Origin of the sequence: Nitratidesulfovibrio termitidis HI1 (assembly GCF_000504305.1) — a bacterium.
GTDB classification, from domain to species: domain Bacteria; phylum Desulfobacterota; class Desulfovibrionia; order Desulfovibrionales; family Desulfovibrionaceae; genus Cupidesulfovibrio; species Cupidesulfovibrio termitidis.
In genome coordinates this window covers 3,366,561-3,382,073 of sequence record NZ_KI632512.1, presented here as the reverse complement: position 1 = coordinate 3,382,073, position 15,513 = coordinate 3,366,561, and the positions used below count along the sequence as shown (strand labels likewise).

Genomic DNA, 15,513 nt, shown 5'->3' with positions numbered 1-15,513 from the left:
CCGTCTTTGGCATTCCGCCATCCGCCCACACAACCATCTGAAATCGCTTTCTGATTTCCCGTCCCTGGTTGTCCAGCCACGGCGGAACCATCCTTGCAACGCATCCGGCATGCCGTGCACGTTGCAAAGCCTGAAACTCAAGGCCCTCTACGCCATCAGCCAGGTCTTCGACCGGGCCCTGGACCTGGAACAGGCCCTCGAAGAGGTCCTGCGCGTGCTTTCGGAAACCCTTTCCATGAAGCGCGCCACCATCACCCTGCCCGACCGCGAGACGGGACAGTTGGTCATCGCCGCCTCGCACGGGCTCACCCCCGCCGAACGCGGGCGGGGCGTGTACCGGCTGGATGAAGGGGTGACCGGCACCATCTTCCAGACCGCCCGCCCCTACATCGTGCGCGATGTGCGCACCGACCCCCTGTTTCTCGACCGCACCGGCGCGCGCAAGGTGGAAAAGGGCAAGATATCCTTCCTTGGCGTGCCCATCCTGAAGCAGGGCGCCCCCATTGGCGTGCTGAACGTGGACCGCCTGTTCAGCGACGACGTGTCCACCTCGGAAGACGTGGAATTCCTGGGCATCGTCGCCACCCTGGTGGCCCAGTTCCTGAGCCTGAACGAGCAGCTCAACGAGCGGGTGGACACCCTGCGGCGCGAAAACGTCAAGCTGCGCACCCGCGTGCTGGACGAACGGGGCGACTACATCGTGGGCCGCAGCGCGGCCATGCTGGACGTACAGCGCCAGATAGAGCGGGTGGCCCCCACCAAGGCCACGGTGCTGCTGCTGGGCGAATCCGGCGTGGGCAAGACGCTCATCGCGCGGCTGCTGCACAATCTTTCCGACCGCATGGTCCACCCTTTCGTGAAGGTGAACTGTGCCTCCATTCCGGAAACGCTGCTGGAGGCGGAACTGTTCGGCCACGAGAAGGGCGCGTTCACCGGCGCCGCCGCCGTGCGGGCGGGCCGCTTCGAGGAAGCCCACCGGGGCACCATCTTTCTGGACGAAATCGGCGAACTGCCGCCCGGCATCCAGGCCAAGCTGCTGCGGGTCATCCAGGACCGCGAGTTCGAGCGTCTGGGCAGCAACCAGACCCACCGCGTGGACGTGCGCATCGTGGCCGCCACCAACCGCGACCTCGCCCTGCTCTCCGAACAGGGGCGTTTTCGCCAGGACCTGTACTACCGGCTGTGCGTGTTCCCCATCCGGGTACCCGCCCTGCGCGAACGGCCCGATGACGTGGAGCGCCTGCTCAACCACTTTCTGGCCAAGGCCGCCCGCGACTACCGCCGGGTGATCACCCTGGCCCCGGATGCCCTGGCCCTGCTGCGCCGCCACGAATGGCCCGGCAACGTGCGCGAGATGGAAAACCTCATCGAACGCCTGGCCATCCTGTCCGAATCGGGGCAGATCGACCGGCATTTTCTGGAGCCGCTGCTGGAGCATTCCGCCACGGAAAACGCCCAGCCCGACTGGCCCTACCCCGCGCACCCGGCGCATCAGACACATCAGGCACATCAGGCACATCAGGCCCCGCACGCCCCTCTTTCCGGAGGCATGGCGGGGAACATGGCGGGCAATTCCGCCATGGGTCACGGCCCTGCGGACTCAGGGCACGGCGGTCCGGACTTCCACGGCGGTCCGGACATCTTCGGCGATGCCCACCCCACCACCCTGCGCGACATCGAACGCAACGAGATCATCGCCGCCCTGCGCCGCAACGGCTGGGTACAGCACCGCGCCGCCGCCGCGCTGGGCATCACCCCGCGCCAGATGGGCTACCGCATCCGCAAGATGGGACTTTCCGGCCTGGTGGCCGGGGAACGCGCCCGCCGGGGCGACTGACGCACCAGCCATCCTCCACCGGCCACGCGGGAATTTCGGGAGCCTGTCGTGCCACCGGTTCTGCTCACACCATGCGAAAGGGCGGCCCCTGATCAGGAGCCGCCCTTTCGCATGCATGATTTCCGTCCGGCTGTCCGAAGCAACCGGGCCTACGCCACGCCGTCCGGCCCCCCTTCGGGTTCCGAAGCCTCTCCCGCCGCGCCTTCCATCGGTCCGGCGCCCGCGGCATCCCCGCCCTGCGCGCTTTCCGCCGGGCCCTTGCCCTGCTCGTGCAGGTAGTACTGCGAGGGAAAACGCCCGTCGGTCTGGGGCACTTGCAGGCCCAGCCGGGCCTCGTGGTTGATCAGGATGGGGCCGGTAAGGTTCAGCGCCGTCTTTTCGGGCCGCCCCGGCGGAATGGACACGGTAACCAGCACGGCCACCTGCCGAATGGTGCGCAGCCGCAAGAGCTTCTGCTCCGCATCGCCGATGCGGATGGGGTAGTCCTCGATGAAGCTGTACGGGTCGCCCACCAGCAGGCCCAGACGCGGGTCGTCCATGCTCTGCAGGATCAGGAAGGGCGCACCCTCGCGCAGTTGCAGCAGCGTGAACTCGTGCTTGTCCTCGAAGCCCATGAGGCCCCGGGGGAAATACAGCACCTTGTCCAGCGCCACACTCTGGCGGCCAAGCCGTGTCTGGATCACTCTTTCGTTCTGTCGTGCCATATCTGTGTCGCCGCGAGCAGGTCAGCGTTGCTGGTTTCGAGCGCCATGCGGTTTTCCTCCATGACGCGCCGGTAGACTTCCTCTCGGTACACGACCATGTCGCCGGGTACGTCGAGCCCGATCTTGACCTGCTTTCCCTGCATGCCAAGGATGGTGATGCGAATGTTGTCGCCAAGGTACAGGCTTTCGCCCGGCCGGCGTGTAAGTATGAGCATGTGGCCCGGCCCTTACAGGAAGTTCGTGAGATTCATCTGCATGATCATGGAGGACGACTTGAGCACGCTGTTGTAGGTCAGTTGCTGCTGCGCGAGCTGCGTCATCAGCTTGGCCACGTCCACGTCCTCTATGCTGCTCATGCGCATGGTCTGGTCGTCTTCCTGCGACTCCAGGATGCCCTGCACCACGTCGAGCCGGTTTTCCTTGCCGCCCACACGCGCCGCCGCCGTCAGAATGACCTTGGAGGCTGTGCCCAACTCGTCCAGCGCCTGCTGGATGCCGGTCTGGCTGTTGGTTTCGGTGAAGGCAATCAGCCTGCCCACCACCTCGAACATGTTGCGCCCGTCCCCGTCGTACACCGCCGTGGGGCTGGCCTGCCCCGGCGCCTGGTACAGGCCGCCGAAGATGTCCTTGCCCACGTTGTTCACCGACATGTATTCGCCGGGCGAAATTTCGTATTCCAGCGAGGCGCGGTGCGGCCGGATGACGAACTGGTCGCCCGCCGTCAGCGCGTTGCCCCCGTTGGAGGCCAGCGTCAGGAAGCCGCCGGGCACCAGCAGCGACACGGGGCCGCCCGTGCCGGAAGCGGTGGCGGGCACCCAACTCGAGCCGCCATCCATGCTGTACGAATAGCTGATGGAGCCGGAAAGCGTGCCCGACTGGTCGATGCGCACCATGACGTCGCGCGAGAACGAACCATCGGCCGTGGCCGCGATGTCGGCGGCGCCGTATCTCTCGGCCGTGAGGCCGGAAGAGTTCATGTCGTCGCCCTTGTAGATGGCTGTCGGTCGAATGTACAGCCACGTGCCGTTGTCCGTCTCGTGCTCGTTGCCGGTATCCACGGCGGTCACGGTGGCCCCGGGCGACATGGTCAGGCGTGCGCCGCCCAGCATCACCGGCGCGGCGTTGGAGGCCAGGGTGCCGGTCTTCCAGGTGGAACCGCCATCTTCGGAGTAGCGGTAGTCCAGCGCATCGGTGCCGATGGTGCCGCTTTCCAGAAACTGGAACACGATGGTGTTGCTGGCCCCGCCGTCCACCGTGAACGAGGTGTTGGACAGTGCCGGGTCGTTGGCGGTGACGGCCAGCCCGGCCACGTAGGCGGAGTCCTCGATCTTGTGCCCCGCGAAAATGTGGCGGCCTTCGTTCTCGGTGTTGGCAAGGTTGATGAGCTGTCCGTACAGCTCTCGCATTTCGTAGCTGATTTCCTTGCGGTTCTCCGGGCTTACCGTGCCGGTGGCGGCCTGTTCCGCCAGGGCCTTGATGCGGGTCAGCACCGTGCTGACCTGGGTCAGCGTCGTATCCGCAAGGCTCAGCCAGCTTTCGGCCTGCCCCACGTTCTTCTGGTACTGCTCGTTGGTGGCCAGCGAGGCACGGTAGTTCAGGATGCGGGCCATGCCCACGGGATCGTCCGACGGGCGGTTGACCTGCTTCTGGCTGGCCGCCTGCATATTCGATTCCATGAGGTTGGACAGCGCATAGTTCATGTTCGAGATGTAGTTGTCGAACATGGTCCGCTGCGAAACGCGTCCTGCCATGGGAGACTCCTTCCGTCGCTACTGCTTGAGGCCCAGCAGCGTCTGCATCATCTGGTCCGCCGTGGTCACCAGCTTGGCCGCCGCCTTGTAGGCGTGCTGGAACTTGACGAGACTGGCCATTTCCTCGTCCAGGTTCACCCCGGCCGATGCGCTCTGGCGTTCGTCCAGATCCTTGGCCAGGGTCGCGGTGTAGGCCGCGTTGAACTTGGTGGAGGCGGTATCCGCGCCCACGGTGGCCACGATGGCGCTGTAGTATTCCGACAGGGTCTGCGAACTGGCCCGCTCGAAGGTGGTGGCGATGGTCACTTCCTTGGTGGCCAGCCCGGCGATGGCCGTGGCGGTGTCGTTGTCGCCCTCGTTGGCCTCGTTGCCGCCGTTGACCTTGCCGGCATTGATGAAATTGGTGTCGCTGCGCACGTCGGGCCGCACGGCAATGGTGGAGGCATCCGACCCCTGGAAATAGGTGTTCAGTCCAAGGCCCGCCAAAAGGCCGGCGGAGTCGGACCCCACGCCGAACTTGTAGCCGTCGTTGCTGCGCACGACGAGCTTGTTGTCCACGATGTCCGCGGTGACGTAGGTGCCGAAGGTGTTGTTCAGCGCGTCACGCACGTCGTTCAGTGAATGCACGTTGGGGTCGAAGTTCTGGATGCCCGGGGTGGCACTGTCGAAATCCAGCGGGCCTGAGGCGTTGGAAAGATACGCGCCGCTGTTGGCGTCATACACGTACATGCTGAAGTTGCCCGCCTCCAGCCTGTCCAGCCAGGCAAGGCCGGAGCTGTCGGACCCCAGGGCGATGGACGGGTCGGACACGCCGTAGGTGCCGCTCATGACCGACATGTGGTCGAGCCCCGCCCCCTGGCTGTGCAGGCGGTTCACTTCCCAGATCAACGATTCCGACAGGGCGTTCACGCGGTCCACGTAGCGGCCCACCTGGGTATCGCGAAAGATCATGAACCCGCCGATGGTCCCGCCGGTGATGCGCCGGGGGTTGTCGGTGCCGTCGGCCATGGTCTGGGGCGAAATGTTCAGGGGCGAGGTGGTGGGCGTCACCCAGTACACGCCGCTCTTGGGCGTGACGGTAAAGCGGTCGCCCGCCGTGAGGTCCTGGGTGGCCCCGCTGAAATAGATGTCCAGCCCCTGCACCTTGACCTTCTGGTCCTCAGGACGGGCGGCGAACAGTCTGTCGTTGCCGCTCTCGTCCTTCAGCCAGGTCTTGCCGCCGTCCAGCGAGACGCGGAACATGGCCGCGCCCGCGCCGCTGGTCACCGCGCCGGACTGCACCACGTCGAGGGTATATTCGTACTCGTCCGAACCGTCGAAATGGATCTCGCCGTCGAAATTCGAACCGGGCGTCAGCGACTGCTGCGACTGCGGCCCCTGGTAGTCCAGCGAGAAGGCGTTCACCCCGTCCACCAGGGTGTGCCCGGCCTTGGTGACCACCGTGAACTTGCCGCTGCCGTTGTCGATCACGTCGACGTCGAGCTTCTGCGACAGTTCGCGCACCAGCAGGTTGCGGTTGTCGATGAGGGTGTTGGCGTTGTTCTTGCCCGGCTCGTCGTGCATTTCGATCTGCCGGTTCAGTTCCGCAATCTGCTTGATCAGGCTGTTGGCCTCGTCAACTTCCTGCTTCAGGTACTGGTCCATCTGCTGCTGCATGACGCGCAGGTTGGACTCGGAATTCTGGAGCAGCTTGACCAGGTTGTCGGAATGCGAAAGCAGCGCGTCGCGGCTGGCCTTGTCGTCGGGCCGTTGCGAAAGGGCCTGCCAGTCGGCAAAGAACTGCGACATGGCGGCGTTGATGCCGGGGGTGGTCGATTCATTGAACAGGCTTTCCACGCTTTGCAGCATTGCGTACTGCGCATCCCAGCGGGCCTGCTGCGAGGACTTGTCCAGGTACGACTTTTCCACGAAGCCGTTGAAATAGCGGTACACCTCCGCCGCGTACGCACCAGTGCCGATCTGACCCGGAAAGCCGTCGAGGGCGGGATACTCCTCGAAGCGCACCGCCTGGCGCGAATACCCGACGGTATTCACGTTGGCGATGTTGTTGCCCGTGGTCTGGATGGCGGTCTGGTTCGCCAGCAGCGAGAGCTGCCCCATGTTGAGCAGCGAGGTGACCCCGGCCATTTACAACCTCCCGCGGATGAGCGCCGCCTCGGCACGCGTGGTGGTCATGCCGCCCTTGCGTCCGTAGGTTTCCTGCTTGGGGGGAACCAGGCGGCGATGCAGGTAGTCCAGCAACTCCTGGCTCTGGTCCAGCAGGGCCAGGGCAAGGTCCGCGTTCAGCGAGGCCTGCCGGGCGCAGTGCTGTTCCTGGGCGTCGATGCGCGCGATGAGGGCGCGCACTTCCTCGCCCTGCTCCTCCGGCAGCATGTCCGCGTATTCCGAAAGCCGGGTGCGCTGCATGACCGCCTTCAGGTCCACGCGTTCGCAGGCCAGTTGGCGCATCAGTTCGTGGATGGAAAATTCCACGGCACTCACGGCGTCGGGGGAGCGCCCGCGCAAGTGGGCAAACTCTTCCTCGAGCAGCAGGGCCAGCACCTCCAGCCCTTTGGTCTGCCGGACAAGATTGCCGCGTATCTGATCGTACATCTGGTTATCCTCCGGTGCGGGTCCGTTGTGCCGCGACACCCCCGGAAGCGAGGCTGCGCGCCGCGTATTCCGGGTTCACCGCCAGTTCGCCCTGGCGCACCTCGAAGTGAAGATGCGGCCCGGCAACGCGGCCCGTCTCCCCTGCCTTGGCAATTTCCGTGCCCGCGCGGACAGCGTCACCCTCGTGCACGTCCAGGCTGCCGTTATGGCCGTAAAAACTGCGCCAGCCGCCGGGATGCTCCAGCACCACCAGCCTGCCGTAGTCGGCCCGTTCTCCGGCAAAGACCACCTTGCCGTCCCACGCCGCGCGCACCGGGTCGCCCTCGGTCACGGCAATGTCCACGCCCGGATGCCAGGCCCGTTCGCCGGTGATGGGGTCGTTGCGCCAGCCGAAACCGGAGGCGATGCGCCCCTCATGCGGCCAGGTCATGGAACCCGGAGTGCCAGAGGCCACCGCAGGGCCGCCCGTTGGAGAGGCCTTGGAAGTCGGGGCAACCGGAGTGGCAGTGCTGGCCGGGGTGGCCGTGGGGGCTGACGATGCGGCGCCCGGAGTTGCGGCGCCAGTTGTCGGGGACGTTGCGCCAGTTGTCGGGGAGGCTGCGCCGACGGCCCCGTCGCCGGATACGGCGGCCTGTGCCGCCTGCGCGGCCTGCAATTCTGCGGCTGATGGCGCGCCCGTAGGCACATTAAGCGTGCGCGTGGCCGAGGGCGAGGACACCCGCTTCATGGCCCCGGTACGATGCACGATGGGCGGGCCCAACTGGGCGTCGCGCATGGGGCTGCGCACCTTGCGTGTATTCCCGTCCGCCACCGACGCGGAGGGCAGACCGTGCATGGCGCCGTCCTTGTCCCGTGCGGCACGGCGCTGGGCCCTGGTAACGGCCGCGGCCTGCCCGGCCTCGGCTGCGGCAGCCGGTGCCGTGCCGGGTTGGATGGCAGCTGCGCCAGTGGCGGCAACGGTGCCCGGGACAGCAATCCCCGCTGCTGCCGCCGCTACGCCTGATGCCGCCGGGCTGGCTGCGTCAGCCGAGGATGCGGCGGCAACCTGACGCTCCAGTTCGGCCAGATGCTGCTGGACGATGGCCTGACTTGCCGATGGGGCCTGATTTGCCGGTTCAGCCTGATTTGCCGATACGGTCTTCGCGTCCGTCCCGGCCGTGCCCGGAACCTGGGCGTCGCCCGCCACGGGCGCTTCCGGACTGGCGGGCTCGTACATGGACGAAGCGGCACCGGTCTTCCCGCCGACCCCGTTGATCCCGTTGGCCCCGCTCGCGCCCTCGGACGCGGGGGTGATCATGCGCGGCACCAGCGACACCGGCTTCACCGGCACCGGTTCGCGCACGGAACTGGGCGCAGTGGTGCGGCTGGCGTCGGTCAACTTGGTGGAAAGCTGTTCGTAGATCATGTCCGCCAGCCCGATGCCCCCGGCGGCGGTCATCTTTTTGGCAAGCTCCTGATCGAACATGGACTGCCAGAATTCCTCCTCCTTGCTGTGCAGGTAGCCTTCCTTGGGCAGGGTGGCGCGCATCTGTTCCCACATCTTCTGCACGAAGATGGATTCGAACCCCTCGCACGCCTCGCGCAGCTTCTGTTCCTTGGACGGATCGTTGCGCAGGCGCTTGCGCAGGGCATCCATCTCGAGCTTGCGCTGGGTAAGCTCGTGCTGGGCCGAGGCGGCAGTGGCGAGTTTCGGATCAACGGGAGCGGTCATGGCTACTGTCCTTCCGACTGGGCTGGAACCTCGCGCATCTGCAACCGGGTAATCCGGTTGGCGGCGCGAGCCCCGGCACAAGAGGAGTTTTTGTCTCTGCCGAGGAAGAACGCTCTTTTTGTGGAGGGAGCGTACTTTTGTGGTACTCGACCGGAACAAAAAAGCGTTCTGACGACGGCAGAGGCAAAAAGGCCCTTGTGCCGCAGCTAGATGACTTCGAGATCGGCATGCAACGCCCCCGCCGTCTTCATGGCCCGAAGGATCGAGACCAGATCGCGCGGGGTGGCGCCGATGGCGTTCAGGCCATCCACCAGTTCCTGCAACGTGGCCCCTTCCATGAGCATCAGACGGCGGTTTTCTTCACGCACGTTGATGTCGGTACGTGGGGTGGCCACGGTCTGCCCCTGGCTGAACGGGCCGGGCTGCGAAACGTCCATGCCTTCCTGCACGGTGACCTGCAGACTGCCGTGGGCCACGGCCACGCGAGAGATGCGCACGTCGCGCCCCAGCACCACGGTGCCGGTCTTTTCGTCCACCACCACCTTGGCCGGGGCATCGGGGGTTACTTCGATGTTTTCGATGGAGGCCATCAGCGGCACCAGGTTGCCCCGGTAGGCGGGCGGCACGTCCAGGGCCACGGTGGTGGCGTCCTGGGCCTTGGCGTAGCTGCCGCCCATGACCCGGTTCAGCCGCTCCACCACCTGCATGGTGGTGGAAAAGTCGGCGCTGGACATGTGCAGGGTCAGCGTATCCTGGCTGTTGAACTGGAAGGGAATGCCCCGCTCCACGATGGCCCCGCCGGGGATGGTGCCCACGGTGGTCACGTTCTTCTGGGCGCGGGCGGCCTGCCCTTCCACGGAAAAGCCGCCCAGGGCCAGCGGTCCCTGCGCCAGGCTGTACACCTTGCCGTCCACGCCCTTCAGCGGCGTGAGCAGCAGCACCCCGCCCTGAAGGCTGGTGGCGTCGCCCATGGACGACACGGTGACGTCCAGGCGGGTGCCCGGCTTGGCGGAAACGGGCATGCGGGTGGTGACCATGACGGCGGCCACGTTCTTGGGCTTCATCTTGGTCTGGTCCACGGCCACGCCCATGCGTTCCAGCATGTTGACCATGGAACTCATGGTGAAGGTGGAATCCTTCTTGTCGCCCGTGCCGCCCAGGCCCACTACCAGGCCGTAGCCCACGAGCTGGTTGTCGCGCACGCCGCCGAAACTGGCGATGTCCTTGATGCGCACGGCCCCCGCGCCGCCCGGCAAGGCCAGCAGCCACAGGGCCACAAGCAGCGGGACGACGAGAAGGCGGGCGGTGAGGGAACGAAGGCTGGGCGACATGGCGTTTCTCCGAAAATCCGGCTGCGCGGGCAGCCCGTTACGCGGCGCCCCCCCCGAATGTGCGCCGGATATTGGCCGGACGTGCGCGAAGGGATGGGGCGCGCGGATTGCTGACGGTCAGGAAATAAGCATTCCGCAGGGCGCGGCACCGACGGGTATCCGACGGTATTCCGGCGCTGCCTACGGCTATTGCCAACACCGTGCCAGCGCGAAGGCGGCGATTCCGCCCGCATACATCGTCAAACGGGATGTTCGCTCCGGTCATGTACCAACCCGTACACTCCCGTCGCGAACATCCCGTTTTCCTTGCCTGCGAACGGACTCGCCGCCTTCGCACCACACCCTATCGGTAGAGGGGAAAAACGTTTTTTCCTCTTCCCCCGTGCCTGGCAACGCACAGGAAATGCGCCCGGCTTGCCCGCAGGCAAGGAAAGCGGGGCCGACGACGAGGGCGTGTTGCTTCTTCACTCCTTACACGCGTCGCGTAGCGCGAACGCGGCAAGTCCGTTCGCAGGCGAGGAAAACGAAGTCGCCGCCGGGGGAGTGTACTCTTTGGTACTCGACCCCGGCGGCGGCAATGTTTGACGATGCATGCGGGCGGAATCGCCGCGTTCGCACTAGAAAGGCCAGACGTTGTCCATCAGACGGGTAAACCACCCCGGCTTCTGCTTGTCCGCCAGCGTGCCCTTTCCGTAGTACTCGATGCGGGCGTTGGCCATCTGCGACGAGGTCACGGAGTTGTCAGAGGCCACGTCGCGGGCGCGCACCAGACCGCTGACCACGATGTACTGCGTCTCGTCGTTGACGCGGGTTTCGCGGGCGCCTTCCACTTCCATCAGACCGCCGGGCAGCACGCGCAGCACGCGGGCGGCGATGGTGGTGGTAACGGTGCTTTCACGCTTGGTTTCGCCGGTGGCGGAATGCTTGGAAGTGGAGCTGGTGCCCAGGACGGGGTTGGCTCCCACGGCCCCGCTGAATGGCCCCGTGGGGTTCAGGGGGTTGATGGACGCGCTGGACTGCCCGAAGAAGGCGCTGACGCCCAGTTCGTTGGTACTGGTCTTGTCGGCGGTGGTATCTGCCTTGTTCTTGGCCTTGTCGGTTTCCACCACCTTGACCAGCACGATGTCGCCTACCCGGCGGGCGCGGTTGTCGGAGAACAGGAACTCCGAGTCCGATTCGCTGTACAGCGATCCGGGGTTGGCGGCGGCGTCCTCGGGTTCGGTATAGGCCTGCGGCTGCGTGACCGGCGGCACCGGCGAAGGCTGCTGGCGGGCGGCATTGCACCCGGAAAGCAACAGCATGGCGCACCCGGCGGCGAGCAGTCTGCGTTTCATGACGGTTCTCCTTGAAATTGCGGATGAGGCGAATTCTGCCCGTAAGGGGACCCCTTACCGGACGACCACCGTCCCCCCATCCTTCACCGCGGCATATATCTGCCGCTTGCTTTGCATGTTGCGCACGGGAATGGTCTCGCCAAGGCCGCCGTCGGCCATGGCCTCGCCCTGCACCTGCAGGCGCACAGAGCCGGAATCGTACAGCACGGTCACCACGCTGCCGCGCCGCACGGTGGGCACGCCGGAAAGATCGCTCTGGTAGATCACCTGGTCGGCGCCCACAGGGCGGGTCAGGCGCCACGGGCCGCCCAGGCCGTCCCAGGCGGGTTCGCGCAGGTAGGCCAGATTCTTGCGCACGCGGGTGATCTTGTCCGGGGTCAGCACGTCGTCCCTGTTCACGGGCTGGGCGGCGCAGGGCACGTCGGCCCACACGTCCACGAAGGCGGAACCGGTAAACTTGCGCACGGTGCTGCCGTCCACCTCACGCACGGAAAAACGCAGGGTGTTGCGACCGGGGGCGGCCAAAGTGTTTTCCATCACCACCTGCTGCTGCGGGTGTGCCAGAAAGACGTAGGGAGGGAGGCGATAGTCCTGCATGGACGCCTCGCCGGGCATGGCGGCCAGGGCGGGTGTCAGAGTCCTGACGGCAAGGGCGCGCAGGTCGCCTTCGCGCAGCACCGCGCCACCGCGCTGGAGCACCAGCGTGCCGGGGTACAGACACAGCGACTCGGTATCGCGCAGGGCCTCGCGCAGGGCCTGTTGCAGGCGCGGGCGGTTGACGCTCATGGGGCGGCCCGGCTCGGTGGGCGACGGCCACAACGGGGTGGCGGCCAGTTCGCGCCAGGCCTGCGGAGAAATGGGGCCCACCGGCTCCGCGATCTCGCCCAGGGTCACCGTTGCGCCGGACACCACGGCGGCGTCCAGCAGCCGGATGCGCCAGCCCGCGTCGGCGGTGCCAGCCCGGGCCGGGGCAAGGCCGAAGGCCAGCAGCCCGACGGCAAGGGCCAGTGCGGCCAGCCAGGCCATGGGACCGGCGAACGCGGATACCATGACGGCGGAATGGCGGGTGGGTGCGGAACGGCGGTGGCGGATCATGCGGTGTCTCCCCGGTCTAGCGCTTGAGCTGCACGGCGGTCTGCAACATGGTGTCCGACGTCTGGATGGCCTTGGAGTTCATTTCGTAGGCGCGCTGGCCCACGATCATGTTCACCATTTCGTCCACCACCTCGACGTTGGACATTTCCAGAAAGCCCTGGGCAATGGTGCCCACGTTGTCTTCGCCGGGCACGCCTTCCACCGCCTCGCCCGATGCCTCGGACGGAACGTACAGGTTGCGACCACGCGCTTCGAGGCCCGCCGGGTTGATGAAGGTGTAGAGGGGGATGTCGGCCTCGGCCAGGGCGTCACCATTGGTGTCCAGGGCGGAAATGTGCCCGTTTTCCGTCACCGTGATGTTCTTGGTTTCGGCGGGCACGGTGAATTCCGGCTGCAGGGTGTAGCCATTGGCGGTCACCACCACCCCGTCCTGGTTCAGCTTGAACGCGCCCGCACGGGTGTAGGCGTCTTCGCCGTTCACCTGCACCAGAAAGAAGCCGTCGCCTTCGATGGCGAGGTCCAGCGAGTTGCCGGTGTTGGAGTAGTCGCCCTGGGTGAAGAACTTGTGCACCGTGGTGGGGCGCACACCCATGCCCACCTGGATACCGGTGGGAATACGGTTATCCCCCTCGGTGGCGGCACCGGCGATGCGCATGTTCTGGTACATGAGGTCCTCGAACTCCGCGCGGCTCTTCTTGAAGCTCGTGGTATTCACGTTCGCGAGGTTGTTGGAGATCACGTCGATGTTGAGCTGCTGGGCCACCATGCCGGTGGCGGCCGTCCAGAGTGAACGCATCATGGTCGTTGTCTCCTTGCAAGGAGGTTGGTTCCGTCAGTTGTCCGGCGGTAGTTGCCCGCCAGCCTGGTGTTTGCAAACCGAATGCCGGATGCGCAGGTCACGCATGCCCACGCGGAGGCGGTTGTCAGAAGCTTTGGGGCGGCTGGAGCGCTAGGGAGTGTTTGCAAACAGGTTTTTTGTTCGCTGGCGAGGAAAACAAGACTGCCATGAAGGAATATGCCTCAGCCGTCGGGCGAGTTTGCGAGCCTTACGGATGAGGACCGCAACGCGCTCTTCGGTATTTGACTGAAATGGCAGGCGAAGTTTGACCGCGTTGCGCACGATGTCCGTAGGGCTCGCAGACTCGCCCAACGGCCACGCTTCGCGCCCTTCGGGTCGGAAGCCAGCGGGCAAAAGGACCGTTTGCACACACTCCCTAGACTTTCTTGCCCACCTTCTGGGTTGCCTCCCGATCTATGGAATCGGTGGTCTGCATCACTTTCTGGTACGCTTCGAACTGCCGCTGGGTTTCGATCATGTTCACCATTTCAGAGACCACCTCGACGTTGGACGCCTCCAGGTAGCCCTGGGCCACGTAGGCGCCTTCGGCGGGCACCTCGCCCGCGTTGGAACCGGGCCGCAGCCGGTACATGTTGCCGCCCAGCTTTTCCAGGGCGGTCAGGTCGTTGACGGTGACCATGTTCAACTGGCCCACAAGTGCGCCGCCCGCGAAAATCTGCCCGTCGTCGGATATCTGCACCTGCTCGCCGGGCGGCAGGGCAATGTCGCCGCCGTCACCCTGCACCGCATGGCCCATGGCGGTTACCAACTGGCCTTCGGCGGTCTGGATGAAGTTGCCGTTGCGGGTGTAGAATTCGCCTTCGGGGGTACGCACCTTGAAAAAGGCGTTGCCGGAGATGGCCACGTCCAGCGGGTTGCCGGTGTAGCGCATGCTGCCCTGCTCGAAGTCCGTGTGGGCCACGGCTATGCGGGGCCGGGCCACATGCATGGGCTCCGGAAAGAGCTTTTTCGAGCGCACGTTTGCAATGGGCTCCATGATCTGGTCATGGGCGAACAGTTGCATGGTATCCTTGAAGGATATGACGTCGCGCTTGTAGCCCGTGGTATTCACGTTCGCGAGATTGTTCGAGATATTGTTCATGCGATGCTCATTGGTGAGCGCGCCGAACAGGCTCGACAACATGCCTTCTTGCATGCGTGCCTCCTTGCGGGCATGCTGCCCGCGCCAGTGGATTTGCAAGGCGTGGGCCACACCCGGAAACCTGCATCATTCCGGTGCGTGGCAACGCATGTACCCCGACAGAAAGGCACGACTTGCGGACCTGACCGACGGAACAACGACGGTCTTCATCCCCGCGTTCACGCCCCCTGCGGCCAGCCCCCGCGCGGTCCGCATCAATCCCCGCGCCATCTCCTGTTGACATGCCCCCGGTCTCATACTATATATTCGCGTCTTGACAGAAGCGGCTGCCGATATTCCTCTGGAATCGCTTCACGGAGCGCCACGCCTTACCGCTCCACGGCAACGCCGCTTCGACATCCTGAGGGCCGTACGCGGCCATTCCGGGTGGCCTTTTGGCCCCCTTTTTTTTTGCTGCGGCTCCGCCGCCCACGACAACGGACGTTACCCCGCATCATGAGCACGCATCCCCTCCGCGACGCCGTCGCCGCCATTGCCACGCCCCTGGCCGACGCCCTGGGCATTGCCCTGTGGGGCATCGAGATTCTTGACGGGGGGCGCATGGTGCTGCGCGTGTACGTGGACGCCAGGCCCGGCATGCCCGCCCCCGCCGACACGAACGAAGGCGCCACGCCGGAAGACACCGCACAAGATGATGTCGCCCCTGTAGGCGTTACCCCGGACGGCGTTACCCCGGACGGCGTCACCCCCGAACGCGTGACCATAGACCAGTGCGCCCGCCTTTCGCGCCAGCTTGGCCTTGCCCTGGACGTGGAAGACGTGATCCGCGACGCCTACGTGCTCGAAGTGTCCTCGCCGGGGCTGGAACGCCCGTTCTTCGAGATATCCCAGACGGTCCCCTACGTTGGCCGCACCATCGAACTCACCCTTGCGGCGCCCCAGCCGGAATGGCCGGGCCGCCGCAAGTTCCGGGCTGACATCGTACGGGTGGAAGGCGACACCCTCACCTTTCTGCCCGACACCGCGCCCCGCCCCGACGAAGACCCCGCCCCCATCAGTGTGGCGTGGGACGACGTGAAAAAGGCGCACCTCGTCCACGTTTTTCCCGACACGACCCGGCCCCAGCCCGGCGGCAAGACCGGCCAGCGCAAGAAGGCGCAGCCCAAGAAGCCCGCACGCGGCGGCGCGCCGCACGACGACACCACGGACTAGGCCACC

General features: G+C 65.7%; 13 protein-coding genes. 2 read left to right on the top strand and 11 right to left on the bottom strand.

Going from position 1 to position 15,513, the window contains the following annotated elements:
• Nucleotides 1-109 precede the first annotated feature (109 nt).
• On the top strand, nucleotides 110-1,837 hold the full coding sequence (gene nifA, locus DESTE_RS13515) for a nif-specific transcriptional activator NifA (protein WP_035068165.1): 1,728 nt from the start codon (nucleotides 110-112) through the stop codon (nucleotides 1,835-1,837).
• Nucleotides 1,838-1,986: 149 nt separating this feature from the next.
• Here nifA and fliW read toward each other — a convergent pair whose 3' ends face one another.
• The 11 genes from fliW to flgF all read right to left on the bottom strand — a co-directional run bounded on the left by fliW (nucleotide 1,987) and on the right by flgF (nucleotide 14,349).
• Entirely contained in the window at nucleotides 1,987-2,541 is a 555-nt protein-coding gene (fliW, locus tag DESTE_RS13510) for a flagellar assembly protein FliW (RefSeq protein WP_084559464.1), read from the bottom strand.
• Nucleotides 2,517-2,756 carry a carbon storage regulator CsrA gene (gene csrA, locus DESTE_RS13505; protein ID WP_007526389.1) on the bottom strand — a complete coding sequence of 80 codons (240 nt, stop codon included), beginning with the start codon at nucleotides 2,754-2,756 and terminating at the stop codon, nucleotides 2,517-2,519. Before csrA ends, fliW begins: the two co-directional genes overlap by 25 nt.
• 12 nt (nucleotides 2,757-2,768) lie before the next feature.
• A complete protein-coding gene (gene flgL, locus DESTE_RS13500) occupies nucleotides 2,769-4,292 on the bottom strand; it encodes a flagellar hook-associated protein FlgL (protein WP_035068164.1) in 1,524 nt (507 codons plus the stop codon).
• Between the two features lie 18 nt (nucleotides 4,293-4,310).
• Nucleotides 4,311-6,419: a flagellar hook-associated protein FlgK gene (gene flgK / locus DESTE_RS13495; RefSeq protein WP_035068163.1), complete on the bottom strand. Its 2,109-nt coding sequence runs from the start codon at nucleotides 6,417-6,419 to the stop codon at nucleotides 4,311-4,313.
• Nucleotides 6,420-6,884 carry a flagellar export chaperone FlgN gene (gene flgN / locus DESTE_RS13490; protein ID WP_035068162.1) on the bottom strand — a complete coding sequence of 155 codons (465 nt, stop codon included), beginning with the start codon at nucleotides 6,882-6,884 and terminating at the stop codon, nucleotides 6,420-6,422.
• 4 nt (nucleotides 6,885-6,888) lie between these two features.
• Entirely contained in the window at nucleotides 6,889-8,595 is a 1,707-nt protein-coding gene (locus tag DESTE_RS13485; RefSeq protein WP_035068161.1) for a peptidoglycan DD-metalloendopeptidase family protein, read from the bottom strand.
• A 206-nt stretch (nucleotides 8,596-8,801) separates the two neighbouring features.
• A complete protein-coding gene (locus tag DESTE_RS13480) occupies nucleotides 8,802-9,926 on the bottom strand; it encodes a flagellar basal body P-ring protein FlgI (RefSeq protein ID WP_035068160.1) in 1,125 nt (374 codons plus the stop codon).
• Between the two features lie 617 nt (nucleotides 9,927-10,543).
• Complete coding sequence (locus tag DESTE_RS13475; RefSeq protein ID WP_035068159.1) at nucleotides 10,544-11,260, bottom strand: flagellar basal body L-ring protein FlgH; 717 nt, start codon at nucleotides 11,258-11,260, stop codon at nucleotides 10,544-10,546.
• A 54-nt stretch (nucleotides 11,261-11,314) separates the two neighbouring features.
• Entirely contained in the window at nucleotides 11,315-12,355 is a 1,041-nt protein-coding gene (gene flgA / locus DESTE_RS13470) for a flagellar basal body P-ring formation chaperone FlgA (RefSeq protein ID WP_035068158.1), read from the bottom strand.
• A gap of 16 nt (nucleotides 12,356-12,371) precedes the next feature.
• Nucleotides 12,372-13,154 carry a flagellar basal-body rod protein FlgG gene (gene flgG, locus DESTE_RS13465; protein WP_035068157.1) on the bottom strand — a complete coding sequence of 261 codons (783 nt, stop codon included), beginning with the start codon at nucleotides 13,152-13,154 and terminating at the stop codon, nucleotides 12,372-12,374.
• Nucleotides 13,155-13,569: 415 nt separating this feature from the next.
• On the bottom strand, nucleotides 13,570-14,349 hold the full coding sequence (gene flgF, locus DESTE_RS13460) for a flagellar basal-body rod protein FlgF (RefSeq protein WP_035068156.1): 780 nt from the start codon (nucleotides 14,347-14,349) through the stop codon (nucleotides 13,570-13,572).
• Between the two features lie 441 nt (nucleotides 14,350-14,790).
• Between flgF and rimP the strand changes: the two genes are divergently transcribed.
• Nucleotides 14,791-15,507, top strand: a complete 717-nt coding sequence (gene rimP / locus DESTE_RS13455; protein WP_035068155.1) for a ribosome maturation factor RimP — start codon at nucleotides 14,791-14,793, stop codon at nucleotides 15,505-15,507.
• The last annotated feature ends 6 nt before the right edge of the window (nucleotides 15,508-15,513 follow it).

Bases quoted from the DNA above. Each gene is read 5' to 3' on its own strand.
- nifA (WP_035068165.1), top strand. From the start codon at position 110: ATGCCGTGCACGTTGCAAAGCCTGAAACTCAAGGCCCTCTACGCCATC.
- fliW (WP_084559464.1), bottom strand. From the start codon at position 2,541: ATGGCACGACAGAACGAAAGAGTGATCCAGACACGGCTTGGCCGCCAG.
- csrA (WP_007526389.1), bottom strand. From the start codon at position 2,756: ATGCTCATACTTACACGCCGGCCGGGCGAAAGCCTGTACCTTGGCGAC.
- flgL (WP_035068164.1), bottom strand. From the start codon at position 4,292: ATGGCAGGACGCGTTTCGCAGCGGACCATGTTCGACAACTACATCTCG.
- flgK (WP_035068163.1), bottom strand. From the start codon at position 6,419: ATGGCCGGGGTCACCTCGCTGCTCAACATGGGGCAGCTCTCGCTGCTG.
- flgN (WP_035068162.1), bottom strand. From the start codon at position 6,884: ATGTACGATCAGATACGCGGCAATCTTGTCCGGCAGACCAAAGGGCTG.
- DESTE_RS13485 (WP_035068161.1), bottom strand. From the start codon at position 8,595: ATGACCGCTCCCGTTGATCCGAAACTCGCCACTGCCGCCTCGGCCCAG.
- DESTE_RS13480 (WP_035068160.1), bottom strand. From the start codon at position 9,926: ATGTCGCCCAGCCTTCGTTCCCTCACCGCCCGCCTTCTCGTCGTCCCG.
- DESTE_RS13475 (WP_035068159.1), bottom strand. From the start codon at position 11,260: ATGAAACGCAGACTGCTCGCCGCCGGGTGCGCCATGCTGTTGCTTTCC.
- flgA (WP_035068158.1), bottom strand. From the start codon at position 12,355: ATGATCCGCCACCGCCGTTCCGCACCCACCCGCCATTCCGCCGTCATG.
- flgG (WP_035068157.1), bottom strand. From the start codon at position 13,154: ATGATGCGTTCACTCTGGACGGCCGCCACCGGCATGGTGGCCCAGCAG.
- flgF (WP_035068156.1), bottom strand. From the start codon at position 14,349: ATGCAAGAAGGCATGTTGTCGAGCCTGTTCGGCGCGCTCACCAATGAG.
- rimP (WP_035068155.1), top strand. From the start codon at position 14,791: ATGAGCACGCATCCCCTCCGCGACGCCGTCGCCGCCATTGCCACGCCC.